The sequence below is a fragment of the Paramesorhizobium salinisoli genome (assembly GCF_003335045.1).
Taxonomy (GTDB): domain Bacteria; phylum Pseudomonadota; class Alphaproteobacteria; order Rhizobiales; family Rhizobiaceae; genus Paramesorhizobium; species Paramesorhizobium salinisoli.
This window is the reverse complement of record NZ_QOZG01000006.1, coordinates 318,215-341,770: the sequence shown is the minus strand read 5'-3', so window position 1 is coordinate 341,770 and position 23,556 is coordinate 318,215. Positions and strand designations below refer to the sequence as shown.

Below are 23,556 nucleotides of genomic sequence, written 5' to 3'. Positions count from 1 at the left end.
CGCATCGATGCGCATTCTGCCTGTCAGGGCGGGATGCATCCTGCTCGAACTTGCCGATCTCGATACCAGCCTCGGCATGCTCGATGCCTTGCGGGCCAATCCCATCACTGGCATTCGCGAAGTCATTCCCGGCGCCCGCACCTTGCAGATCCAGTTCGATCCCGGCCTGATTGGCCTGGCGGAACTGACATCGGCGATAGCCTCCCGGAGCGGAACCGAAAGAAAGCTCTCGAACGGCCCGCTGGTGGAAATACCCGTGCGCTACAATGGCGAAGACCTTGCTGAAGTCGCAGATTTTGTGGGGATGAGCGTGGCGGATGTGGTGCGTCTGCACACGCAGAGCGAATATCGGGTGGCGTTTACCGGTTTTGCGCCCGGATTTGCATATCTGGCGGGGGGCGATCCCCGTCTCGTCGTGCCGCGGCGCAAATCGCCCCGCACACGCGTTCCCGCCGGTGCGGTTGGTCTGGCCGGTGAATTCAGCGGCATTTATCCCAAGGCCGGTCCAGGCGGCTGGCAGTTGATCGGGACGACGCAGCTTGCCCTGTTCGACACCGATCGGACGCCCGCTGCGCTGTTGCAGCCGGGCAGCCGTGTGCGCTTCCGCGACATGGCGAGGGATAAGGCGTATGAGATAGCCACGCCGGTCAGGATGCCCGCCGTGGCACGCGGCGCCTCCAGCACCGCATCGCCAGCCCTGGAGATCGTTTCCGTCGGTCTCCCGGCCCTGTTTCAGGATCTGGGGCGGATGGGACAGGCAAATCAAGGGATCAGCCCTTCCGGCGCGGTGGATCGGGGCAGTCTCAGGAGAGCCAACCGCCTCGTCGGCAATGCGCCGGGTAAGGGTGCTCTGGAGATCACTCTCGGGGCTTTAAGCTTTAGGATGCGCGGTCGCGGCGTCATGGCGGTCGCCGGTGCTCCGACTGTAATGACGATCATCGATGCCGAGGGCAAAGAGATCGCCGCGCCGCATGATCAGGCCGTCGCGCTCGATGACGGTGACATGGTCACGCTCCAGCCACCATCCGCGGGCCTGCGCTCCTACCTCGCCTTGCGTGGCGGCTTCGACGTACCTGATGTTCTGGGCAGCGCCTCGAGCGACACGCTGGCCCAGATTGGACCGCTTCCCGCGATGCCGGGCGACATCATCCCGATCCTCGCCGCGCCGCCAGGATCGATTGTCTCGACACACGAACTGCCCGCCTTTGTGATGCCGCATCGCGGTGAAACCGTGAGGCTTGACGTGAACATGGGTCCGCGCACCGACTGGTTCCTGTCCCGGTCGGTCGAGAGGTTTCTCGCGCAGGAATGGCTGGTGACGCCGCAGTCGAGCCGCGTTGGCATCAGGCTTGAGGGCGAAGCGCTCGAACGCGGGAACCATGGCGAACTGCCAAGCGAAGCGACTGTCCGCGGCGCTATTCAGGTGCCGGCCAATGGCCAGCCGATCCTGTTTCTTGCCGATCACCCTCTCACCGGCGGCTACCCCGTCATTGCCAATGTTGCAGAGCATCATCTCGATCTTGCCGGGCAAATTCCCCCCGGCGCGCGCATCCGCTTCTCCGCAATCAGCCGGTTCACTTCTGATTTCATTCCCGGGAAACAACGATGAAAAAGGTTCTGGTAGCAAATCGCGGCGAGATCGCGGTGCGGATCATCCGGGCCTGCAAGGATTATGGCCTCACATCGGTGGCGGTCTACGCGGACGCGGATGCCGATGCCCTGTTCGTCGGCCATGCCGACGAGGCCTATGCGCTGGGTGGCGCAACGGCTAAAGACACCTATCTCGACATCAATAAACTGGTTGCTGTCGCCAAACGATCCGGTGTCGATGCGGTCCATCCCGGTTACGGCTTTCTCTCGGAACGTGCCGAGTTTGCACGAGCGGTAATCGACGCCGGCCTCATCTGGATTGGTCCTGATCCGCAGGTGATCGAGGCGCTGGGCGACAAGCTCCAGGCGCGCCGCATCGCCCAGCGGGTCGGAGCGCCGCTGGTGGCCGGCAGCGAGGGCGCAATCGCGAGCGCCACGGAAGCGCTGACATTTGCGCGCCGCTTCGGGTTGCCAATCGCCATCAAGGCGGCATATGGCGGCGGCGGGCGCGGCCTGAAGATTGCCAGGCATCTTGATGAGGTGGAGGAACTGTTCGAATCCGCAACCCGTGAAGCCATGGCGGCCTTCGGGCGCGGCGAATGCTACATCGAACAATTTCTCGACCGCCCGCGACATGTCGAGGCGCAGGTGCTGGCGGATCGTCTCGGCAATGTCGTGGTTGTCGGAACCCGCGATTGCTCATTGCAGCGCCGCAACCAGAAACTCGTCGAGGAAGCGCCTGCGCCTTTCCTGTCGCCTAAGCAGCAAGCGAAAATCGAAACGGCGGCGCGCGATATCTGCACGGATGCCGGCTATACCGGCGCCGGTACCGTCGAATTCCTGCTCAGTGCCGATGGCGTGATCTCGTTCCTGGAGGTGAACACGCGCCTTCAGGTCGAGCATCCCGTGACCGAAGAGACGACCGGCCTCGATCTGGTGATCGAACAGTTCCGTATCGCCGAAGGCCTGCCGCTGAGCATCACCGAAACGCCCGCGCCGCGCGGACATTCCATAGAATTCCGCATCAATATCGAAGATCCGGGTCGCGGTTTCCTGCCCTCATCTGGCGATATCACCCGGTTCTCCCCACCGTCCGGCCCCGGCATCCGCCTGGACTCAGGCGTCGAAACCGGCTCCGTCATCGCGCCGATGTTCGATTCTTTGGCCGCCAAGCTGATCGTATCGGGCGCAACTCGGGAACAGGCCATCGCGCGGGCGCGCCGCGCTCTGGGCGAGTTCCACATCGAGGGCGTTCCCTCCGTCCTGCCTTTCCACCGTGCCGTGCTTGAACACGCGGATTTTTCCGGACCGGATTTCCGGGTTCATACAAGATGGATCGAGACGGACTTTGCCGGCACCGTCGAAGCGATGACCCGTCCGGTAGCGTCCGGCCAGACCGGGATGCTGCGCGGCAAGGTCGAACTGGACGGCAAGCGTGTGGAAATCGGGATTCCCGCCACATTCCTGGCGCTTCTCGGTGGGACGCCGCCTCGGCCAGCGCCCGCGGAAGCCGCCGCCGGGATCGCGGCGGACGGCATTGCCGCCCCGCTTACCGGAACGCTGGTGCAATGGAATATTGCCGACGGCGATTTCGTCGAAGCCGGCGCGGTCGTCGCGATGATGGAAGCAATGAAGATGGAAACCCCTGTAACGGCTCCCCTTTCGGGCCGGGTGACGATCATCGGCGAAGCCGGATCATACCAGCCGGCAGGCGCAATGCTCGCGCGGATCGACCGCCACTCGAAGCCGGAGGCAAGCGCATGAATATCTCTGCCGGCACCAATGCCCCTCTCCTATCGATCAAGGATCTCAGTGTCCGCTTCGGCCCAGACCGCGTGGTGGAAGACCTCTCATTTTCCGTGAAAGCAGGCCGCACCCTTGCGGTGGTCGGCGAGTCCGGCTCAGGCAAGTCGGTGACGTCGCTGTCCGTCATGCGGCTTGCCGACATGATGGGCGCGCATTTCGAGACAGGTAGCATCCTGTTCAACGACACAGACCTTCTCAAGGCCTCGCAGAAGCAGATGCGGCTCATCCGGGGCAAGGAGATCGCCATGATCTTCCAGGAGCCGATGACCTCGCTCAATCCGGTCTTCACCATCGGCGACCAGATCTGCGAAGTGCTGCTTTTGCATGAAAACATCAGCAAGGCAGCGGCCACGGCAGAGGCCAGGCATCTGCTCGACATGGTGCGGCTGCCGGATTCCGAACAGCTTCTGAAGCGTTATCCGCATCAGCTGTCCGGCGGCATGCGCCAGCGTGTGATGATCGCCATGGCGCTGGCCTGCCGCCCGAAGCTTCTTATCGCCGACGAGCCGACCACGGCGCTCGACGTGACGATCCAGGCGCAGATCCTCAACATCATGCGGGATTTGCAGCGAGATTTCGGCATGGGAATGATCTTCATCACCCACGATATGGGCGTTGTCGCCGAAATGGCCGATGACGTGGTGGTCATGTGGAAAGGCCGGAAAGTCGAGGAAGGTCCGGTCCGCGAGATATTTGCCAATCCGCAGCATCCCTATACGCGTGCCTTGCTGTCCGCTGTCCCGCGTCTCGGCAGCCTGACAGGCGAGGATTTCCCCAAGCGCATGCCGCTGACCGTGCTTGATGGCGACACGCAGACGATTGTCGGCGAGGAGCGCGTGCAGGACACCGCCCGCTACGACCTGCCACCGGTGGTCTCGGTCAAGGATCTGTTCGTCCGCTTCGACATCCGCAAGAACATTTTGGGCAAGGCGACGCATCGTTGCAGCGCCGTCTCCAAGGTCAGTTTCGACATCCATCCCGGCGAGACGCTCGCCCTGGTGGGGGAATCCGGGTCCGGAAAATCGACCATTGGCCGCACGATCCAGCAGTTGCAGACGTCGCTCTCGGGCGAGATCAGCTTCAACGGCAAGAGCTATCTCAACATGTCCGCCGCCGAGCGCTTCCGGATGCGGCAGGAAGTCCAGTACATCTTCCAGGATCCCTTCGCTTCGCTCGATCCCCGCAAGAAGGTCGGATTTTCAGTCGCCGAGCCGATCAATACCCATCAACTGATCGACGGCAGCAAGGCGGTGCGCCGCCGCGTCCACGAACTGCTGGAGCGCGTCGGGCTGACATCCGCTCACGCCGACCGTTATCCGCATGAGTTCTCCGGCGGCCAGCGCCAGCGCGTCTGCATTGCCCGCGCGCTTGCTTCCAATCCGAAGCTCATCATCGCTGACGAGGCGCTGTCGGCGCTTGACGTCTCGATCCAGGCGCAGATCATCAACCTGTTCATGGATCTGCAGGCCGAACGCGGCCTCGCCTATCTGTTCATCAGCCACGACATGGCCGTGGTCGAGAAAATGAGCCATCGCGTTGCCGTACTCTATCTCGGCCAGATCATGGAAATGGGCAGCCGTCGGCAGGTGTTCGAGACACCGAAGCACGATTACACGCGCCGGCTTCTTTCCGCCGTGCCGGTTGCCGATCCGACAGCCGAACGCAACACGGATCTGATCGAAGGGGATATTCCCAATCCCGTCCATCGTGTCGGCGATGAGCCGGCGATCCTCAGCCATGACGAACCCAATCCAGGTCACTTCGTCGCGACAGCATCGGCCCGAAAATCGGCCCCGATTTTCGGAAAGCACGATGCCTAGATTCAAGAATGTTTAAAACCTACGAAAAATCGCAATCATCTGAAGGAGCAGATCAATGAAAATAACCAAACGGGGACTGACGACGACTTTCATGGCGCTTGCCTTGTCAGGCGCGGCCATCTTTGCCGGGCCAGCGTTCGCCGCTGGCAAGATGACCGTTTCCTCGCCTCAGGATCCGGGAAGCTGGGACCCGGTCGACACGTTTCTGGTGCAATGGGCGGCGGTTGCCACCAATATTTTCGACGGGCTGACCTATCGCGGTCCCGATCTCAAACTCGTGCCCGGCCTTGCCGAATCCTGGGAAGAACTCGACGACGGCAAGCGCATCCGCTTCAAGCTGCGCGAAGGAGTCAAGTTCCACGATGGCGAACCCTTCAACGCCGAGGCGGTGAAGTTCACCTTCGAGCGGCTTTTGGGCGATGAAGGCGCCAAGGGGCCGCAGCGTTCCAACTATATCGCCATCGACAGCATCGAAATCATCGACGATTTCACCGTCGACATGAAGCTCAAGGCTCCGGATCCCGTCCTGCTCACCAAACTTGCAGGCTATGGCGCCATGATCGTTCCGCCGAAATACATCCAGGAAAAGGGCGAGGATAATTTCAATCTCAATCCGGTCGGCACCGGAGCGTTCAAGTTCGTTTCGTATGCGCCGAAAATAGACATCAAGCTCCAAGCCAATCCGGACTATTGGGGCGGCGCACCAAAATTGTCCGAGCTTGAATACCGTTTCATCGCCGAGCCCGCGACGGCCGTGGCCGAGCTTCAGGCCGGCCGCGTCGATCTGGTCATTCCCCCGACCATCCCGATCGGCATGATCCCGGTCATCCAGGGGGATTCCAAGCTGGAAGTCATCAGCGTTCCCGGCCCGACGGTCGATGCGCTGCGCTTTAACACGCGCGACGGCATCACCGCCGATCCGAAGGTGCGCAAGGCGATCATCATGGCGGTCGATCGCGCCACCATCGTCAAATCGATCCTGGCGGGTCAGGCTTCCGAGATCAGCAGCTTCCAAAGCGCGCTTTCCTTCGGATACGATGAGGGCCTCAAGACGCTCCCCTACGACCCTGAAGCCGCAAAGAAGCTCCTGGCCGAAGCCGGCGTAAAACCCGGCGCAACGGTGCAGATCGATATTCGCGGCAATGACGCCACGATGAATGAGGTAGCGCAAGTCGTCTCCAGCTATTTGTCCATGGTCGGCATCACGGCAACCATCAAGCCGTATGAAACCAATGTTCTGCTCAACGATATCATCCCGCAGGGCAAGACCGGCGCGATGTTCCAGCAGAAATGGGGCGGCTGGACCTTTGACTATGACAACACCGCCTATGCGATGTACCACTCCGGTGAAAAGTGGAACCCGTATGACAAGGACGAGAAGCTGGACAAACTCCTGGAATCGCAGCGTCCGCTGACTGATCGCGCGGAGCGTGAGAAGATCCTGCAAGAAGTGGCCCGTTATGCGGCCGACCGGGCGCTCGAACTGCCGCTCTACAACAGCAATGCCATCTACGGCATCAGCAAACGGGTAAAGGGCTTTGTTCCCGCGCCCGATAACCGCATGAAGCTGAACGACGTCACGGTCGAATAATCTGAACTCAGGGTGCCGTCTGTTCACGGGTGGCACCCTCTCGAATTGCAAGGAAAAGCACCGTGGCCGGTTTTCTTATCAAGCGATTGCTACAGGCGATCTTTGTCGTCATCGCCATCACGCTCGTGGTCTCTTTCGCCATTCGCCTGACCGGCGACCCGGCCGTGACGATGTTTCAGGGCGGCGGCGCCATGACGGAGGCCGATCTGGCGCGCATTCGCGCGGCGCTTGGCACCGACCAGCCATTTATCGTCCAGTATCTGCATTTCCTGAAAGGCCTGGTCACTCTCGATCTGGGCCGCAGTTTTACCGGAGGAACCTCCGTTTCGCTGCTGATCGGCGAGGCCCTGCCGGCGACGCTATTGCTTGCCTTCATCTCGATGGCGGTATCGGTCGTGCTGTCCATCCCGCTGGGGATCAAAGCCGCGACTTCCAAGGGCAAGGGCGCCGATCAGATCATCCGCATTTTCTCGCTCGTCGGACTATCATTCCCGAACTTCTGGCTCGCGACCATGCTCGTGCTGCTGTTCTCGATAACGCTGGGATGGTTGCCGCCAAGCGGCATGTCGGGCGCGGCCAGCTATGTCATGCCGGCTATCACGATGGGCATCATCCTCACCGCGACGAATGTCCGCCTCGTCCGCACCTCGATGCTGGAGACCCTGCAATCGCAATATATCATGGTGGCGCGCGCCAAGGGGTTGAGCGAAACCAAGGTTTTGTACAAGCATGCGCTTCGCAATTGCGCCATCCCGCTGATCACCTATTTCGGCCTGCAGTTCGGCGGGCTTTTGGGGGGCATCGTCGTCATTGAGCGCGTCTTCAACTGGCCAGGCCTGGGCACCCTCGCCTTCGATGCGGTGGGCGCGCGCGACTATCCCGTCCTCCAGGCCGTGATCACAGTGCTTTCGCTGTTGATCGTCGGCATCAATCTCCTTGTCGATATTGCCTACGGGCTCGTCGACCCGCGTATTCGTACGGAGTAGATGGCCCCATGACCGTCAAGCTTTTGTCTGCTGCCAAGACTTTCCGCCTGTCGCGCTTCAATAGCCTGGAATTCATCCTGGGCGCGTCGCTGACGATCATCATCTGTCTCGCCGTACTCTTTTCCAGCCAGCTGTTTCCCGGTGGCGCCGACAAGATCGACCTGATGGCGCGTCTTGCCAAACCGTTCACCACCGCAGCCCATCCCCTTGGCACCGATCCGCTCGGCCGCGATGTGCTGGCGCGGGTCGTCGCCGGCGGCAAGATTTCACTGTTCGTCGGTTTCACTTCTGTGGCCGGCTCGGTGCTATTCGGCGTCCTCATGGGCCTTGTTGCCGGCTATTATCGTGGGTTCTGGGACATGGTCGTGATGCACTTCGCAGATCTGCAACTCGCCATGCCGTTCATCCTGCTGGCGATCACTTTCATCGCCATTGTCGGCGGCAGCCTGACCAACACCATCATCCTGCTGATCGTTTCGCAATGGGTGCAATATGCCCGCCTCGTCCGCGGATCGGTGCTGACTTTGCGCGAGCGCGAGTTCATTCTGTCGGCACGTGCGATCGGTGTGCGCGACTGGCGCATCATCTTCCAGCACCTGCTGCCCAATCTGATCGGGCCTGTCATCGTGCTGATGACGCTGAACGTCGCCAACAACATCCTGCTGGAAAGCAGCCTGACCTTCCTGGGCATGGGCGTCGATCCGACCATCCCAAGCTGGGGCGGGATGCTGGCGGATGGCCGCACCTACCTTCAAATCGCCTGGTGGGTCAGCGTTTTCCCGGGCCTCGCCATCCTGCTGACCGTGCTCGGTCTCAATCTTCTGGGCGACTGGCTGCGCGACAGCCTCGATCCAACCGGACGAACTTCGAGGTAAAGCGAGATGACCGAGATATTCGCCAAGTCTTTCGACCGCACCCTGGATCAGCTTGTCGCCAAGGGCGTCCCCGGCCAAAGCTTCGAAGCATGGACCTTCGACGACAGGAAAAGCCGCCTGGCTGCCCAACGAAAGCTTGCGGAGAAAGGCGTCACAGCCCGCATCCGCAGCGCCTACAAGCCCCTGCTCTGCGTCTTCCTCGAAGAAATCGACCTTGCCGGGGTCGAATCGATCGAGATCCGCTATCCCATCCATGAAAAAGCGCCACAGAACCGCTTCCGACTGGAAGCTTATCCGCTGGCAGCGCTGGTCGGCAACATCAAAATCAACTTTAACCCACGCGACGATGCTCGGTTTTTCTATGACGTAAAGCTGGTGCGTGACGGAAAGGTTGAAACCGTGACCGTTCTGGCCCCCAACCGGGTCCATATCGATACATCTGGCGAGACCAATGTGTCGCCTACCGGCTGGTTTTGCCGTGAAGGCGACGGTATCGGTGAGCGGCTGGAGACGGAATATGAGGCGCTCTTCGAAGCCGCCATCGGCGCGGTGACCGAGGCCGCATGGGGCGATGAAGAGCCCTATTTCGAAGAGCTGAACATCCGGGTGGAATTTCCTGCTGAAGATGAACCACTGGCGGTTGGCGACGAGGTGATGAGCCTGCGCGAGGCTCTGCATGAGGATTTCTATTTTTCGCTTCTCGAGTTTTTTCAGAAGAAATCGGGCCGTCCTCTCGGTGATCGCGGCCTGAAGCCCGGCCAGATCGTGCCGGAAATCATCGGGAGCGACGGTATTGTCACGGTTACTGTCGAGACAATACCGCTTTCAACCGGCTTTCTCGATGGCGCGGACCAGGCGATTGACACAGCGGCGGAGCCGCTGGCCGCAGGACAGGTCGCCAGGGCGCTCGAGCAACTCGGCGGCGTGCCGCTTCAGGCGCGATCCCGCGCCGGCCGCGCCGTTTCGGCGCGCTATCTCAGGGGAACGGACGTCCCGGTGATGATCAGCGGTGGCCAGCATCCCAATGAAACGACCGGCATTGTCGGTGCCTTGCGAGCGGGCCTTGAGCTCGCAAAACGTTCCGGTGCGCATTTCACGATCTCGCCACTTGAAAACCCCGACGGCTATGCGGTTCACCAGCGCCTGCGGGCCGACAATCCGCGCCATATGCATCACGCGGCGCGCTACACCGCGCTGGGCGACGATCTTGAATACCGAACACAGGAGAATGTCGGCCCCCATCTCAATGAGAAGGAAATCCGCTTCAAGGCACAGGAGGTCAGCAGTGCCACGCTGCATATCAACCTGCATGGCTACCCATCGCATGAGTGGACACGACCGCTATCCGGTTATGTGCCGCGCAACTTCGCCATGTGGACGTTGCCAAAGGGCTTTTTCCTCGTGGTGCGCCACCATGCGGGCTGGGAAGAACAAGCCGAAGCGCTTCTGGACAAGGTGACGCGCCATCTTGGCACCATCCCCGGACTGCATGACTACAATGCTCGTCAGATCGCCCTTTACGAGGTCCATGCCGGCGAAACCGGCTTCCGGATCATCAACGGCTTTCCCTGTCTCTCCTCGGTTGATGATCGCCACGATGTGCCGATGACCCTCATCAGTGAATATCCCGACGAAACCATCTACTGCAAAGACTTCATCGCCGGCCATACGGCCCAGATGGAAATGGTCCTTTCCGCCTACGCCGCCTGGCAGGAAATATCAGACAGTGTGCACCCGCAACCTCAATCCATTCTCTCTGCGCTTCAACTGACTGGGCGCTGAGGCGAGGCACCATCGCGCATCGCAAAATTTTTCGCGGTGCTCATTCAGGACGAAGACCTTGCGCGGTCCGTGTTTTGGAGGGCGTTCAGAAGCAATTCCTGCATGAGGCGCTGGAGTGCATCCGTCGCGGTTCGGACATCACGCATTGCCTTTTCCACTTCCACTTCGTTGAGCGGAGAGGATTTCGCCACGGATGCCAATTGGCCACGTGCTTCTCTCAGTTTACGAAGCGCTTCAACGGTCCGGGGCCTGTTTTCACGTAGCAACCGCCTGAATTCGACGCGGACCTCCTCCGGATAAGCCGAGAATGCACCTTCAGCAAGTACTGACATCGCCGGCGCGTCACGCTGGCTGTTGAATACGTAGCCCAGCGCAAAGAAGTTCCCGACCAGCGACGCTGCGAAGACGACGAAGAAGACTGCTCGCAGCCATGAAAACGGTTTCACAGGTGACCTCCGTTGTTTTGCGTGACACCTATCGTTTCTGCGAGCTCGGTTGGGGAGCCCCCTACTGCGAAGGCCATGAGCTCATTGTCGGAGATTTCCGTTTCCACGCCCGCGACCATGTAGCCGCCGATAGCCGAGACCATCAAAACGACGACCATACTCGCCGCCATGGCCGGCATCGACCATGATTTGATATCGAGCGAAAGACCGAAGACCTTATGCTTTGGCCGCCCAATCTGGGCGATTACCGCGCGGGCGAGCGCATGCTCGTCAGTCGGCGCGGTCGCTGCCTCAAGAATAAGACGATCGAGCTTCTCATTTTCGTCGATTGCATCCTGCCGATCCGCCGTTAGGAAGATCAACGCCTCTCGATGGTAAGGCGCCGGCCATGCGGCGATCTCAACGCCAAACCGAACCTTCAAACGTTCGAACTCGCCCCTGTTCATTTTGAAATCCTTTCTTTTCGCGATTCAGACGTTCCGGCTGCCGCAAGCCAGGCCCTCAGCGTTCGCCTCGCTCTGACAAGCAACTGTTCTATCGACCCAGCACTCGCTCCCATCACGTCGGCTATCGCAGGGACGTCAAGGTCGGCGACCGCGCGCAGGAGAAGCGCCATGCGCTGCCGGTCCGGCAAGTTACCCAGACCCGCGCGAACAATGGCCAAGTCTTGCCGCGCACCGATCTGTGTATCGGCTTCAGGGTTGTCTGATGGAAACTGGTCGTGGGTATCATCGAACCCGACAAACACGCGGAACCTGCGCCAACGCTTGACGTCAATGCAGCGATTTGCGGCGATCCGGTAAATCCAGGTGGTCGCTCGTCCCTTGGCGTAATCATAGCGTCCAGCGTTCTTCCAGACGGCTATGAAGACCTCTTGCACAACATCCTCAGCTTCATCGGCATTTCCGAGATAGCGCCCGGCGAACAGGCGCAGGCCACGCCCGTGCCGGTCAATAAGCTGCCGAAGGGCAAGCTGCTCGCCCGCGGCGATGCGAGCGAGCAGCGCCTCGTCATCGTGACGCTCAGGCACTCCTGCCATTTCCGGGGCACGCGATGGGTTCACGTCGGCTCACCGCCAACGGCGGCGAAAACCCACGCCGACATGACCTCGCGGGCCGGTGTGAACACCCATCGAACGTACACGGTAGGGACCTCTTGCCGTCGCCGTATTGCCGGAAATAGTCCGGCCGTTGGGGCCGGAAGCGGAATAGCTCCGGCGGCAGCGATCGACGACACCGGCCTGGCAGGCCGAATTCGATGTGTAGGTCCCACCATCTGGCCCGACGCGCGTCGTCTTTCCCGAATAAACGTTGCCGTCCTTCGTAATGGTGCGGGTGATCTGCCCTCCGTTCCGGGTATCGCGGGTCCATTCCTCCGCCTGGGCAGGAAACGGAGCAAGCAATACGGCAATGACAAGCACGGCAAGCGGTGTTTTCAAGGAAGAAATCATTGTAAACTCCTCATGATTGATTGAATTCCGGGCTCAGCCGGCGGTCAACCTCAGCGGTTGAACATGATGTTGCGGATGACGAGAAATTCGGCGGCGGACAGCTTGCCATCCCCGTCACGGTCGGCAAGGTCGAAGAAGAACGTGCGAGCGCGAAACTCATCCTCGGACACCCTGCCATCGCCGCTGGTATCCAGCCGTTGCATCTGATTTGCGAAACGCGCTTGCATCGCCATCGCGCGGTCCATGATCGCATCACGTAACCGTTCCTTCTCGTCTTCGCCGATTGCACCATCGCCGTTCAGGTCGAGGCGAGCGAACAGTTTTGCGCGCGTTGCCAGGATCTCCTCGCGCGAGATAGCGCCATCACTGTTTGCATCGAGCCGCTGAAGGATGGGAGACGCCTGCGCCTGCGCCGAGGGGGCCGACAGGAAGAGCGCGGCGACCATGGTTGCAGTCAGCCAGTATGAAGCCTGTTTCATGGGATGTGTTTCCTTAGATCAGGTGGTTTCGGTTCGCCCGTGGGACGGTTACGCAGACCTATACGAGCCGCTGGCTCACCTCCTACGCGCTTCCTGACGATTCCATGTTGGTCCGGCGTGCGCCGCCGCCCCCAAAGCTCCCGAAAGAAAAATCCAAGCACTGCGTAGGAGCGACCTGTTGCGCCCGTAGAAGCTCGCATTGATGCCACGCCCACCTGAGGAGGGAGAAGAGAATGAATTGGAAATTGCTTGCCTGCGTGATGGTTGCCCTCACAACTGGCGGCGCTTGTGCGGCGGACGGGCAGAAAGCCCGGCAGGCCTTTCGCCAAATGGATCAGAACGGTGATCGAGCGCTTCAGTTTGCCGAGATACAGACGGCGCGGGCCGCCCTGTTTGACCGACTGGACGCAGACCACTCGACAATAGCCAGGTCGTCGCCGCCCTGCAGCATGTGAGGAAAGGCGGCGGGCTTCAAATTGCGACGGCTGAAGGCCTGGAAAAGCAGGTCCTGCGCATGGATGCGAATGGCGACGGGCGGATTTCCAGGGCCGAGTTCTCTCGGTTCATCCCGGATCGCCTGTTGCGTGCCGATATCAATGGCGACCGCTCACTTTCCCTCTCGGAACTCAGGACGCTCCGCCACCCCTAACCCACTCCAGCAACAGGATCTTCAAGCCCATGAACAAGCCAGCTGCCTCCTTTTTCACCTCCGCACTTCTCCTTTTCACCCTGCCCACCCCCGTGTTGGCGAGTTCGCTTTACCGGCCATCGGTTGTTGTAGAGAATAAAGGCTTGGTTGAGGAAGTCGGCCACAGACACAGATACTACGTCGTCGGCGGCATTCACTACTTTAACGGATATCGCGGCATCGTGGTGGCTCGCCCCGGCTACCGCTTTTATCGGGGATATTGGTTTCCCCCCGCCGCCTTTGCCAGAGGCGTTATTGTTGGCGGCACGCTGGCCCACCCGGTACCGCTCCCTCGCCGTCTGACGGCGGCACACATCCACTGGTGCTTTGATCATTACCGGTCGTACCGAGCCTACGACAATACCTATCAGCCCTATGATGGTCCGCGCCAACAGTGCTGGTCACCGTACAACTGACTGGTTGGGAGACGATAATAGAATAGGAGCCGACCGGTGGTGGCAGCCACCGGTCGGCTTTTCGGTTACGGGAAATGTGGCGCGGCAGCTTTGCAGATGCTCACCAGAAGCTCCGTGAGTTGCAGCCCGGTTCCTGATATTCGATCTCACGGAGATCGCCGGACCTATTCGAAAACAAAGTCGGCGGGCACCATTTGCGTTTCAATCACCAGTTTGACTTCGTCGCCCAGTTCGGGGATCGCGAAATCCAAGCCCCACATGCTTCGGCGGATCGTACCGGTTGCCGAGAAGCCGAGTTTGGCCACCCTCATCATGGGATGGTCGGCCATGGATCCGTTGAACACGACGTCCAGGCTGGCGGGATGGCTCTTGCCGCGGAAGGTGAGCAAGCCCTCCACTGTTCCTGTCTTTTCTCCTGTCACGATGATTTTTCTGGAACGAAAAGTAATCGGCTTTCCCGCGAGGAACATTTCATGACCACCGATCTTGCCATCAAAATCTACTTGCTCGGGCCAAGGATAGTCGGTCCGCACGGAAAGCGGATCAATTTTCACCGTTAAGGCCGAGCGTTCAGGCTTTTCAGGATTCCAGACCAACCGTGCATCCACCTTCGTGAAGCGGGCTGTAAAGCTGGACAGACCGTAATGGCTGAAAGACCAGTGAAGGCTTGAATGTGATGGATCTGTTTTATAGGTGCCCGCAGGCGCCAAACTATTCGCCGCAAGGGACCCCGGCGACCAGAAAACGCCCAGCATGGCGCAGAATACAGCAGTGCGAAACATGGTTCTTACTCTTTCGGGTATGGTTGGGATAGGGCCGAGGATGAGCGTTTTCAGTCACCCTTGCCTGGATAGTTGTGGTCGAGCTTTCCCGCACATGGGGCGTCAGCGAAAGCTAGAGGGATCGAGGCAGTTTTCATGCCTCTATTCGTTCGCGCATATAAAACTCAGCATCCAGGATCAGGCGGCTACAGGGGTTTCTAGGCCGAGAAGACGGCGCAGCTGATTTTCTTCAGGTGTGTGGACCTCTCCGCAGATAGCGCCAAAAGCAGCGGCGGCCTCAGCTATTCTATCCGCCGCATCATCCAGACAGTCAGGACCCTGCAGGCGAAAGCTCACGGCTGACAGCGGACCGAACAGAAGCGCGCGCTCGAGTTGCGGGAATTCGCGCAGGTCTGGCTCCACGCCGGCCTTGCGCGCGAGCATGACGGCGAGCGCATGAAGTACCGGCTGTTGCCCTCGGGCGCGCATCTCACGGGAGGACCTCAGTCCCTCCTCCATTTCCCCGGAGGTTGGCGGTGGCACGAGACCTGCCATCATATAGGCAACCCAGCGGGCTTGAAGCTCCAGAACCGGCAGGTAGGGGCCGATAAGATTGTAGAGCCCCACGAAGGCCAGTCCGGGCAGAGCCGGATGGAATGTATGTGCATGCAAATCCATCCCGTCGTCGCCAAGAGCAAGTGTTTTGACAAGCCTCGGCGCCAGCCAGGGCAGCGAAAGGCGGTATCCTGTTGCGAGTAAGATGGCGTCGGCTGCTTCGGCCGTTCCATCGCAGAAATGCACGTGCTCGCCGTCAATCCGGTCGATCCACGGGCGCACCGCGATGCGTCCCTCTGCGACCGCAGGCAGGAATGACTGGGACTGCGTTATACCGGCGGCAAAAATATTGGCTTCAGGTGCCGGCGCACCATATTGTTGCGGGTAGCCGCCAGCGCGCAGGACTGCCGCTTTCAACCCTTCCGCCTGCGCCTCCGGCGGCAGTAACTCGCCCGCAAGGGCGGCTGCGCGGGTGAACATGACATGCTCGGTCGGAATACCCGCGATGAGCTTGGGAAGAATATAGCGTTGGCGACGTGTGGCGGAAACGACCCTGGCGCCATTGAAGGCGAGGTCGGAGGCGATCTCCAGTGCGCTGATCGAACCACCGGCGACGACGACTGTGCGCCCGCGAAAACGCTCCGGTCCGTCATATTGAGAAGTGTGGACGAGACCAAGGCCGCCGGCGAAGCTTTCTATGCCTGGTACATCAGGCACTTTTGCCGCTGACTGCGCGCCGGTCGCCACGATAACCCGGCGGAAGATTTCCTCGCCCTCTACGCCCCCCGCCTTGTAACGGATGGCCCAGCCACCGTTCCCAGCCATGTCCAGATTAAGGACGCGTGTCCCGAAGCGGACCTGGCGGATGAGATCGTATTTTCTGGCATAGTGCTCGAGATAGGAGAGCATCTGGTCCTGACGCGGATAGACGGCGACATCGGGTGCGTGATCCAGATCGGAAAAGGCGGTCATGATCCGGCTTGTATTGGTGCGCATGCCGCTCCAGGTCGCACTTGCGGTGCTGGCGGCGTTCCACTGGCCGCCGAGGCTGTCGGTCGCTTCGAACAGAACCGGCTCAAACCCGTGCGCAGCAAGCCAGCGTGCGGTTACCAAACCGCCTGGTCCGGCACCGATCACGGCTACGGATTCTTTTACAACATGCATCAAGGTCTCTCCATTGTTTCGGAAAAACGCTTTATAGTCAGTCGCCCGGGCTGATATTGCTAAATGGTTCCTAATCGCCGGCGCCGCTTACTAAGAGTTTCCTAAGAGGCCTGAATGTGAAGCTGACGGACGACATAAAACACTTCATCGCCAGCCCTGTCATGATCATCGCCGGAACGCGAGATGCGGACAATCAACCCGCGATTGGCAGAGGTGTGGGCGCGCGCATATCGTATGAGGATCGCGTTGAGATCGTTTTTTCATCCTGGCAGTGGCCGGAGACGGCCGCAAACATTACCAGCAACGGGCAGGTCGCTATCACCTTTGCGCGTCCCGCCGATTACGTTTCCTACCAGCTCAAGGGCGATGCGACGCTGCGAGCAGCCGAGCCGGAGGATCTTGCGCTGGCGGAGCGCTATTGTACGGCCACGACAGCGATGTTCGCGCATCTCGGGGTCGAGCCGGATCTCGTGCGGCCCTGGCTGGAATATCGCGACGCGGTCGTAGCAAACGTCATTGTGCGGGAACTTTATGTCCAGACACCAGGCCCGAAGGCGGGCACCACCATCGGGGCGGAAACCCGATGATCCGGTTGTGCGACCTCGACGATTGTTTCGAAGGCGTCATTCCGTCGATCATTGCGACGACTGCGGCGGACGGCACTCCCAATATTTCCTATCTCTCACATGTCGTAATGGTCGATGACAGTCACATCGCTATCTCCAACCAGTTCTTTGCAAAGACCGCCGCCAACATCCGGGCCAATCCGCGTGTCACGCTGCAACTCGTCAGCGGTCGCACCAGCGCGCAGTACCAGCTCGTGGCGATCTGGGTCGGCTCGGAGGATCACGGACCGTTCTTCACGCGTGTGGAGGGCCAGTTGAACGCTAGCAGCGCGCAAGTGGGTATGGCAGGCATCATGCGCCTGCGGGCAATCGACATCTTCCGAATAGAAAAGATCATGGCTGTCCCCTCTCCTTTTACGCAAGAGAACACGCCGGGCGACGCTCTGGCGCCGGATCTCCAGGCCGTCGGCCGCGCGGCAAGGGCCATCGCGAGCGAGGGCGACACGGAAAGCGTGATTGGCGCGCTTCTTTCGGGCTGCCGAGCTCTCGGTTTCAACCATGCAATTCTGCTCCTCGCTGATCCGGCACGCGGCCAACTCGCGACGGTGGCGAGCAACGGCTACGATCGCTCCGGGGTAGGCTCGGAAGTGGCCTTCGGCGAGGGTTTGATTGGCACGGCTGCGGTTTCCGGGCTCTCTGTCAAGGTGAGCGACATGAGCCGGGTCCGCCGGCTCGGTGCGGCCATTGGCGCTGGTGCGCCGGCCGACGAGAACCGAACCCGCACGATTGCCCTGCCAAGCCTACCGGACCCGATGAGCCAGATAGCCGTGCCACTTCTGGCACACGGCTCGCTGCAGGGTGTGTTGTTCGTTGAGAGTCGAAGCCGTCTCGCCTTTGGCCGGAACCACGATCAGGCACTGGAGATCCTCGCCTCTGCGGCGGCTCTCGCGCTTGCTCTCAGTGAGAATCTTGCGTCGCAGGCACGGCCAGCTGTGTCGCTTCCTGTAAGCTCCCCCATCGAAGGGCGTGCAATCCGGATATTGCACCACCCCTTTGACGACAGCGTGTTCATCGACAACATCTATGTCATAAAGGGCGTTGCCGGGCGGCTGCTCGCACATATGCTGGAAATCTACGTGAGAGAAGGCCGCTGCGAGTTCACCAACCGCGAAATCCGTGCCACCGAAAGCCTGCGCCTGCCCGAGTTCAAGGATAACCTTGAGACGAGGCTACTACTCCTTCGACGACGCATGGAGGAGAGAAATCTGCCGATAAGATTGCTCCACACGGGTCGAGGACAAATCAAATTAGCTGTCGATGGAATACCAGAGATCAACCGCAAAGGGGAATAAAACCAGTGAGAGCTGCCTCAAGTCACGTGGGCTGGCGGGCGATACTGGCGTCTGTGCAGGTTCACCTGCTGTATCTATAGGTCCAATGGGATAAAGCGGTGCTGCATCGCGCATGGCCGGGCTATGGGCCATATGGCCCTGATGGGTTTTCAGGTTCTACCAGTCAGTTCGACCCCAAAGCAAATTCCGGTGCCGTTCTGATGAGGATTGGCACTGACCCTTACAGGCTCGTAGGCAACGGACAGATCGGCTCCGGGAGCCACGCTTTACTCCTGGTCCGGGACCAGACAGAACCATCCTTCTCCTACCGGACCCGGGCTACCGGGTTCGGCTCTTTCATTTGTGTCGCGCCGAACCGCGATCCACGACAGGTATCGAACGCGTCAAATCAGGCGCTTTTGGCTCAGCGTTTGATTTTCACGATATTATTCTGCCCCTTGGAACCGTCGTCTTCGGAACTTGCAACATCGCCGCGCTTCACGCGCTCTGCGAATTTCGTCGTGCCTCCCTTGGCCAATACACTGGCCTGATCCACCCACTGCTCGCGATCGATGCGACCGGGGAAAGCAAGATAACTGCCGACCCAGTTGATATTGTCGCGGCTCCAGGCTGCGATCTGGCTGAAATGCCAGATGCCGAGGCCGTGCAGCCGTGCTTCGTTCTGCCGACCTATTCCTTCGATCAGTTTGAGATCATCGGCAGCACCTTGAGGCTCTGCCATTCCGAAAGGCCGCTGGCCTTCATGCTGGTCCTCGCCCTCAACCTGGCCGAGGGCTTGCGGCAAGCCGGCTTTGAGCTTGGCAATATCCTTGGCACCGATCGGTTTATCGTCCACCCGCAGACCGGCACGAACCGCCCTGGAGTGTTCGGTCTCCCCGCCGGCAGAAAGAACTTTTGCCTGCTCTATCCAGAGTTCGCGTTCGATACGGCCGGGAAAAGCCATATGGTGGCCCATCCATTCGGCTTCTGCGGGGGTCCAGGCGGCGATCTGGCGAAAGGTATGGATGCCTTGTGCGTTCAGGACGCGCTCGTTTTGCGGCCCGACACCTTTGATCAGCTTCAGGTCGTCCTTATCGGCCGTTTTCCGTGATGCAACGACTGATGGCTTCTTGCCAGGATGGCTGGCCCCAGTCGTGACGGGAGAGACACGATGCGCCGTCGTCTTTCGTACACGGACAACGGCATTGCTGGCTGCCGCCGCGCTAACGGCGGGAACGCGTTCGGCGTGGCCGGTAAGCAGGCCGCGCATCAGGCTGCCGAGAAGGCAGCCAATGATGTAGGTGCCAAAAAACAGCAGGCCAAGATCGAGTTCATAGCCGGCTTTCCCCGGCAGCAGCTTGAAAGCGGCAACGGCAAGGCCGATCAGAAAAGCGGGGATGGCGATGCCCAGCCATCCAGCCCCAGACCAGCCAGGCTTTTCGTGGAGAAAGCTCAGCCATCCAACAAAACCGCCAAGGATGAAGGCCAGGAGCAGCCATATAGAATGAAATTCAGACAGATACAGCATGACCGCTCTCCTACTTCACGAGAAATTCAATACGGCGGTTCTTGGCCCGACCGTCGGGGGTGTCATTGGAAGCGACGGGCTTGGCCGGACCATATCCGATCGCCGTCAGGCGCGAGCCATCGATGCCGGCCTTGGCCAGATACTGCTTCACGGCATCGGAACGGCGCTGGGAAAGCGCGAGATTGACTTTGGACGATCCCTCGCTGTCGGTGTAGCCCTGGATCTCGATATTGCCGGTCGGGCAACGTTGCGCCGTGGCGACGACAGAATCGAGAATTTTCGCAGAATCCGTATGGATGCGCGTGCTGCCTATTTCGAAGTGGATTGTGTCGTCGCGGGTAATGTTGCTCAACAGCGACTGGCAACCGGCATTGTCCAGCGGTGCCTCCGACTGGGCGACAGCGACTTGGGTTTGCCCCGCACTCCCATCCGAAAGAGGAGTGGTGACTGTGTCACGGGATGCGGCCTGGGGTTCTGTCGACTGCACCGAAGCTGTCTTCTCCATACTGTCAGGAGCATCGGCTTGCAGATTGACCTGTCCCAGCGCTAAATCACCCGGGTGGGTTTTTAAGGCTGCCATCAAGCTGGCGAGGCTGTTTCGATCAGGAGCAACACCGTTTACCGTTAAAGTGCCGTCGCGCAGTGCCATTGAGGCGGAACTCAGGGCCGGAAGCTGTTTTACTGCAAATTTAGCAGCGGTCTCGAAGCCTGCCGGAGCGCCCAGCGCATAGGTCAGCTTGTCGACAACGTTGGTGGACGGGTCTTCGGCCTTGACCGTGTCCAGAATGGACCGACGGACACTAGGCCCCGGAACATTGCCGGTCAATGTCACGGTGTCGCCCGTCTTTTCGATACCGAGATTGTAGGGCTGCGCCGTGGGTGCCAGCCTGGCCTCGTTGTTTAAAAGGCGCACGCCTGCTGTAGCGCCGATTGCCGCCGTGGCCTCAGTGATGTCATGGGCCGTAAACGCATTTGCCGAAAGAGTTCCGTCGCGGCCGCTGAAGTTCAGCGAGGGTTTGTCCAAGGGCACCTGTTGAAGAGCGCTCGCCGTCCGGGCGGACAAATCCTGTTGCATCGGTTCTGTGTGGGTTGCGGCTGTGTAGCCCCAAAGTCCAGCCAGGGGGACGGCTCCCCACCACCATTTGTTGGGTCTATGCATCGTCTGATAATCTCCACATTCGGTTGATCACGGCTGCTTGAGCGTTTGCTTTCCACGCGGGTTCAGACCGCGTTTGCGCTGGTCAGATCTGCCTTCCATGACGATTTGCCGGAAGCAGAAATAATAGAAAGTAGACATCCCTAAGCGTTATTGTCGGCGTCCAGATTATAGTGAATCAATTTGTCCAGGCATTATGTTTTCAGAAACAGGTTAAATATTAATTGCATGTATGTATCGAGTAAATTCGAGTAAGCATTTATTCGTTTACAGAGCAGAAGTATATATTTCCTGTAATTTCAAAACATTCCATGCGTCGAAAAGTAATTCGGAAGCCACTAAGCCTGCGTGGCGACGGCAACACTCGCCTGCAGTCAGTTCAGCCAGGAGCAACGCGTCGAGGGTGTGGTCGGGGTCTTCCGCGCGGAGCGGATGGCGGCGTCATCGTCGCCCGCGTGGGTGAGAGCCGCTGCATGCGAAGATTGGCAAACGTCCTGCGTCGGAAACAAGGGGCGGTAGCCTCACCGTTGAACGAATGTTCTGCATGATAGTTGGCCACCCCAAAGGGTGTGGCGTTTATGAACGGACCACCGCGATGACTTTGTGGAAGGATACACCCGTTTCCCCCGGCTTTGGTGCAGTCGGTTGCGCGCTGATCGCCCTCCTCGCTTGAGGGGTACTGCTAGCCAACCAAATGTCCGGGACTTCTCATCCCCTCCTGAAGCCTGCACCGGCATAGTCTCAATCCGTGTCTTGTTGTAAATGCGACAGGAATTCCAGGGACCGGGCAAGCGCCTGTTCGCCTGCCGCATCATCAAGATCGAACTGGTATTCGTGGGGCAGTTCGGGCTTATGGCTGGCGGGGAAGAACAGGCTGTCGACCGAAACGCCCTTCGCGGTGAGCACCCTGGCGAATTCGACCGATTGCGGGAGCAATGGATCGCCATTACCGGCAGAAATGAATGCCGGCGGGAAATCGGCGGTGACATAATGGACCACCGAAGCCGAGGCAAAACGTGGATTGGTGGTATAGTCCTGAACGCCGGTATATGACCAGAGTACCGTCTTCAGGAAGCCGCGGAACGCTCCATCCATCTTGATCAGGGAGAGATCGTAGGCGCCGCAAAACAGGATCACGCCGCGTAATTGCGGGCGTGCGATCGCGGGAGCGATGTCCATAATGGCGGCGTAATCCGGAACGCTGATGATATTGGCAACCTGTGCGGCGATCTGCGATCCGGCGGAATCGCCGGCAAGCACGAAGCGCGATGGATCGATGTGAAGTTTTCCAGCGTTTTTTGCGAGATAGCCGAGGGCCCGGTTCACCTGCCGGACCGGGACAGGATAGGTCTTGCCTGGGGCGATGGAATAGCCCACCGCAACGACCGTATAGCCCCTGGCGGCGAGAATGCGCGCATATTGTCCCAGCATGTCCTTGCTGCCGGAGACCCAGCCGCCGCCATGCACCCACACGACGGTCGTCAACGCTTCGGCAGTACCCTCGATTTTTGCGGGGTAGTAGACATCCAGCAGCGCATCGCTATCGGCCGGGTCATAGGAAAGGTTGCGCTGAGCAGCGATCCCGGGAGGGACATGCTTGTCCAGCGCGCGCGATATTTTCGCGCTGCCCATATCGAACGCATAGCGAATGAGAAGCGCGCCGGGCCATGGGCTTAGTTGAAAAGCGGCGTAGGCCACCGTGACCAATACGATGGCGACACCGCTTGCCCAGAGGAGAAACCTCATCACATCAGCACCTGCCGCAGCACTGCCGGGCCTGCAGTGCAACTTGGCCAGTGACCCGGTCCTCACACAATGCAGCGAGGGCGTTACCAGTCCATTAAGACCGGACGTCCGGTTGTCCCGGTTGATGGTAAAGTTCCACCATTGAAATACTCACACCTTCACCCGCAATCCATTTTGTGAAGATTCGGCTTGGAAATTCGTATCGTCGGCCAGGGGCAGATCATGCAATTCTTCCAATTGCCCGACCAGATCCTGAACGCGCCGTTGCGCTATTTCTGCATCCGTCATTGCCGCGCGAAGATTGCGCATGAGAAGGTCAAGCTGGAAAGTATTGAGCTCACCAGAGCTTTCTTCTGTCGGTCCAGGCCCTCTTCCCATTAAAAGCCAGGACGGGCTTACGCCCAGAATACCCGCCATCATCGCCACACGGTTGGCGCGCGGCGCGGCGCTGTCGGTTTCCCAAGCCCTCCAGCTCGAGGTTTTGACGCCAAGCCTGCGCGCCGCCTGGGCGATCGAGAGTTGCATGGCTTCGCGGGCCAGTGAAATCCGGCCCCCCATGGTGTTGTCCTGTGCGAATTCATTATCGGGATATTGATCGAAAATCGTTCTATCCTCCTGTCTCGCCTGATTATTGCTCCGACTCTTCCGCAAACATGATGCGAGCGCCTGGCTAGCTTCGGAAGTTCTACCTGAGAGGTAGAAGATGATGGACGCAGGATGCGCCAAGCGCTGTCCAGGCAAACCACAGGCTCGCCCGTATGCCCCGCCGACCATATGCGGCTCTCGTGCAAATTCTGCTTCGGCGGTGCCGGGCGAATAA

At 59.8% G+C, this 23,556-nt stretch carries 22 protein-coding genes; 11 read left to right on the top strand and 11 right to left on the bottom strand.

The genetic code is table 11. The features are described 5' to 3' along the window. The first annotated feature begins 7 nt into the window (after positions 1–7). From DUT91_RS16335 to DUT91_RS16305, 7 genes are all read left to right on the top strand, one after another. Entirely contained in the window at positions 8–1,609 is a 1,602-nt protein-coding gene (locus DUT91_RS16335) for a 5-oxoprolinase subunit B/C family protein (protein WP_114441631.1), read from the top strand. Then, positions 1,606–3,354 carry an acetyl/propionyl/methylcrotonyl-CoA carboxylase subunit alpha gene (locus DUT91_RS16330; RefSeq protein ID WP_114441575.1) on the top strand — a complete coding sequence of 583 codons (1,749 nt, stop codon included), beginning with the start codon at positions 1,606–1,608 and terminating at the stop codon, positions 3,352–3,354. Before DUT91_RS16335 ends, DUT91_RS16330 begins: the two co-directional genes overlap by 4 nt. After that, on the top strand, positions 3,351–5,216 hold the full coding sequence (locus tag DUT91_RS16325; RefSeq protein WP_114441574.1) for an ABC transporter ATP-binding protein: 1,866 nt from the start codon (positions 3,351–3,353) through the stop codon (positions 5,214–5,216). Before DUT91_RS16330 ends, DUT91_RS16325 begins: the two co-directional genes overlap by 4 nt. A gap of 55 nt (positions 5,217–5,271) precedes the next feature. Then, complete coding sequence (locus DUT91_RS16320) at positions 5,272–6,807, top strand: ABC transporter substrate-binding protein (protein WP_114441573.1); 1,536 nt, start codon at positions 5,272–5,274, stop codon at positions 6,805–6,807. Positions 6,808–6,869: 62 nt separating this feature from the next. Beyond that, positions 6,870–7,793, top strand: a complete 924-nt coding sequence (locus DUT91_RS16315) for an ABC transporter permease (RefSeq protein WP_114441572.1) — start codon at positions 6,870–6,872, stop codon at positions 7,791–7,793. Between the two features lie 8 nt (positions 7,794–7,801). Beyond that, positions 7,802–8,668 (top strand): ABC transporter permease, encoded by an 867-nt coding sequence (locus tag DUT91_RS16310; protein ID WP_114441571.1) that lies wholly within the window; start codon positions 7,802–7,804, stop codon positions 8,666–8,668. 6 nt (positions 8,669–8,674) lie between these two features. Then, a complete protein-coding gene (locus tag DUT91_RS16305; RefSeq protein WP_114441570.1) occupies positions 8,675–10,450 on the top strand; it encodes a M14 family metallopeptidase in 1,776 nt (591 codons plus the stop codon). A gap of 44 nt (positions 10,451–10,494) precedes the next feature. Here DUT91_RS16305 and DUT91_RS16300 read toward each other — a convergent pair whose 3' ends face one another. From DUT91_RS16300 to DUT91_RS16280, 5 genes are read right to left on the bottom strand one after another with little or no spacing between them, the layout of a single operon-like run. Continuing rightward, positions 10,495–10,896 carry a periplasmic heavy metal sensor gene (locus DUT91_RS16300; protein ID WP_114441569.1) on the bottom strand — a complete coding sequence of 134 codons (402 nt, stop codon included), beginning with the start codon at positions 10,894–10,896 and terminating at the stop codon, positions 10,495–10,497. Continuing rightward, complete coding sequence (locus DUT91_RS16295; RefSeq protein ID WP_114441568.1) at positions 10,893–11,342, bottom strand: hypothetical protein; 450 nt, start codon at positions 11,340–11,342, stop codon at positions 10,893–10,895. Before DUT91_RS16295 ends, DUT91_RS16300 begins: the two co-directional genes overlap by 4 nt. Further along, entirely contained in the window at positions 11,339–11,935 is a 597-nt protein-coding gene (locus tag DUT91_RS16290) for an RNA polymerase sigma factor (protein ID WP_245419762.1), read from the bottom strand. The genes DUT91_RS16295 and DUT91_RS16290 overlap by 4 nt, the downstream gene beginning before the upstream one ends. A 30-nt stretch (positions 11,936–11,965) precedes the next feature. Then, positions 11,966–12,346 (bottom strand): hypothetical protein, encoded by a 381-nt coding sequence (locus DUT91_RS16285; protein ID WP_114441566.1) that lies wholly within the window; start codon positions 12,344–12,346, stop codon positions 11,966–11,968. A 50-nt stretch (positions 12,347–12,396) separates the two neighbouring features. Next, positions 12,397–12,825 (bottom strand): EF-hand domain-containing protein, encoded by a 429-nt coding sequence (locus tag DUT91_RS16280; RefSeq protein WP_245419757.1) that lies wholly within the window; start codon positions 12,823–12,825, stop codon positions 12,397–12,399. Positions 12,826–13,339: 514 nt separating this feature from the next. Between DUT91_RS16280 and DUT91_RS27185 the strand changes: the two genes are divergently transcribed. Next, positions 13,340–13,474, top strand: a complete 135-nt coding sequence (locus DUT91_RS27185) for an EF-hand domain-containing protein (RefSeq protein WP_281032618.1) — start codon at positions 13,340–13,342, stop codon at positions 13,472–13,474. Positions 13,475–13,503: 29 nt separating this feature from the next. After that, entirely contained in the window at positions 13,504–13,929 is a 426-nt protein-coding gene (locus DUT91_RS16270) for a BA14K family protein (RefSeq protein ID WP_114441565.1), read from the top strand. A 164-nt stretch (positions 13,930–14,093) separates the two neighbouring features. Here the strand turns inward: DUT91_RS16270 and DUT91_RS16265 are convergent, their stop codons facing one another. Continuing rightward, positions 14,094–14,711, bottom strand: coding sequence for a YceI family protein (locus DUT91_RS16265; RefSeq protein ID WP_114441564.1), 618 nt, complete (start codon positions 14,709–14,711; stop codon positions 14,094–14,096). 177 nt (positions 14,712–14,888) lie between these two features. Then, positions 14,889–16,409, bottom strand: a complete 1,521-nt coding sequence (locus DUT91_RS16260) for a flavin-containing monooxygenase (protein ID WP_114441563.1) — start codon at positions 16,407–16,409, stop codon at positions 14,889–14,891. A gap of 116 nt (positions 16,410–16,525) precedes the next feature. Between DUT91_RS16260 and DUT91_RS16255 the strand changes: the two genes are divergently transcribed. Beyond that, positions 16,526–16,996, top strand: a complete 471-nt coding sequence (locus DUT91_RS16255) for a pyridoxamine 5'-phosphate oxidase family protein (protein ID WP_114441562.1) — start codon at positions 16,526–16,528, stop codon at positions 16,994–16,996. Then, a complete protein-coding gene (locus DUT91_RS16250; protein WP_114441561.1) occupies positions 16,993–18,327 on the top strand; it encodes a pyridoxamine 5'-phosphate oxidase family protein in 1,335 nt (444 codons plus the stop codon). The genes DUT91_RS16255 and DUT91_RS16250 overlap by 4 nt, the downstream gene beginning before the upstream one ends. Positions 18,328–18,730: 403 nt before the next feature. Here DUT91_RS16250 and DUT91_RS16245 read toward each other — a convergent pair whose 3' ends face one another. The 4 genes from DUT91_RS16245 to DUT91_RS16230 form a co-directional block, all read right to left on the bottom strand. Beyond that, positions 18,731–19,834 carry a hypothetical protein gene (locus tag DUT91_RS16245; protein WP_114441560.1) on the bottom strand — a complete coding sequence of 368 codons (1,104 nt, stop codon included), beginning with the start codon at positions 19,832–19,834 and terminating at the stop codon, positions 18,731–18,733. Between the two features lie 10 nt (positions 19,835–19,844). Next, positions 19,845–20,858, bottom strand: coding sequence for an OmpA family protein (locus DUT91_RS16240; RefSeq protein WP_160113664.1), 1,014 nt, complete (start codon positions 20,856–20,858; stop codon positions 19,845–19,847). An 873-nt stretch (positions 20,859–21,731) separates the two neighbouring features. After that, the gene (locus DUT91_RS16235) at positions 21,732–22,736 is read right to left on the bottom strand and encodes an alpha/beta hydrolase (protein WP_114441558.1); all 1,005 of its coding nucleotides are present in this window, start codon (positions 22,734–22,736) and stop codon (positions 21,732–21,734) included. A gap of 150 nt (positions 22,737–22,886) precedes the next feature. Continuing rightward, positions 22,887–23,462, bottom strand: coding sequence for a helix-turn-helix domain-containing protein (locus DUT91_RS16230; protein WP_245419756.1), 576 nt, complete (start codon positions 23,460–23,462; stop codon positions 22,887–22,889). Positions 23,463–23,556 lie beyond the last annotated feature (94 nt).

Bases quoted from the DNA above. Each gene is read 5' to 3' on its own strand.
- DUT91_RS16335 (WP_114441631.1), top strand. From the start codon at position 8: ATGCGCATTCTGCCTGTCAGGGCGGGATGCATCCTGCTCGAACTTGCC.
- DUT91_RS16330 (WP_114441575.1), top strand. From the start codon at position 1,606: ATGAAAAAGGTTCTGGTAGCAAATCGCGGCGAGATCGCGGTGCGGATC.
- DUT91_RS16325 (WP_114441574.1), top strand. From the start codon at position 3,351: ATGAATATCTCTGCCGGCACCAATGCCCCTCTCCTATCGATCAAGGAT.
- DUT91_RS16320 (WP_114441573.1), top strand. From the start codon at position 5,272: ATGAAAATAACCAAACGGGGACTGACGACGACTTTCATGGCGCTTGCC.
- DUT91_RS16310 (WP_114441571.1), top strand. From the start codon at position 7,802: ATGACCGTCAAGCTTTTGTCTGCTGCCAAGACTTTCCGCCTGTCGCGC.
- DUT91_RS16305 (WP_114441570.1), top strand. From the start codon at position 8,675: ATGACCGAGATATTCGCCAAGTCTTTCGACCGCACCCTGGATCAGCTT.
- DUT91_RS16295 (WP_114441568.1), bottom strand. From the start codon at position 11,342: ATGAACAGGGGCGAGTTCGAACGTTTGAAGGTTCGGTTTGGCGTTGAG.
- DUT91_RS16290 (WP_245419762.1), bottom strand. From the start codon at position 11,935: ATGGCAGGAGTGCCTGAGCGTCACGATGACGAGGCGCTGCTCGCTCGC.
- DUT91_RS16285 (WP_114441566.1), bottom strand. From the start codon at position 12,346: ATGATTTCTTCCTTGAAAACACCGCTTGCCGTGCTTGTCATTGCCGTA.
- DUT91_RS16280 (WP_245419757.1), bottom strand. From the start codon at position 12,825: ATGAAACAGGCTTCATACTGGCTGACTGCAACCATGGTCGCCGCGCTC.
- DUT91_RS27185 (WP_281032618.1), top strand. From the start codon at position 13,340: ATGGATGCGAATGGCGACGGGCGGATTTCCAGGGCCGAGTTCTCTCGG.
- DUT91_RS16270 (WP_114441565.1), top strand. From the start codon at position 13,504: ATGAACAAGCCAGCTGCCTCCTTTTTCACCTCCGCACTTCTCCTTTTC.
- DUT91_RS16265 (WP_114441564.1), bottom strand. From the start codon at position 14,711: ATGTTTCGCACTGCTGTATTCTGCGCCATGCTGGGCGTTTTCTGGTCG.
- DUT91_RS16260 (WP_114441563.1), bottom strand. From the start codon at position 16,409: ATGCATGTTGTAAAAGAATCCGTAGCCGTGATCGGTGCCGGACCAGGC.
- DUT91_RS16250 (WP_114441561.1), top strand. From the start codon at position 16,993: ATGATCCGGTTGTGCGACCTCGACGATTGTTTCGAAGGCGTCATTCCG.
- DUT91_RS16245 (WP_114441560.1), bottom strand. From the start codon at position 19,834: ATGCTGTATCTGTCTGAATTTCATTCTATATGGCTGCTCCTGGCCTTC.
- DUT91_RS16235 (WP_114441558.1), bottom strand. From the start codon at position 22,736: ATGAGGTTTCTCCTCTGGGCAAGCGGTGTCGCCATCGTATTGGTCACG.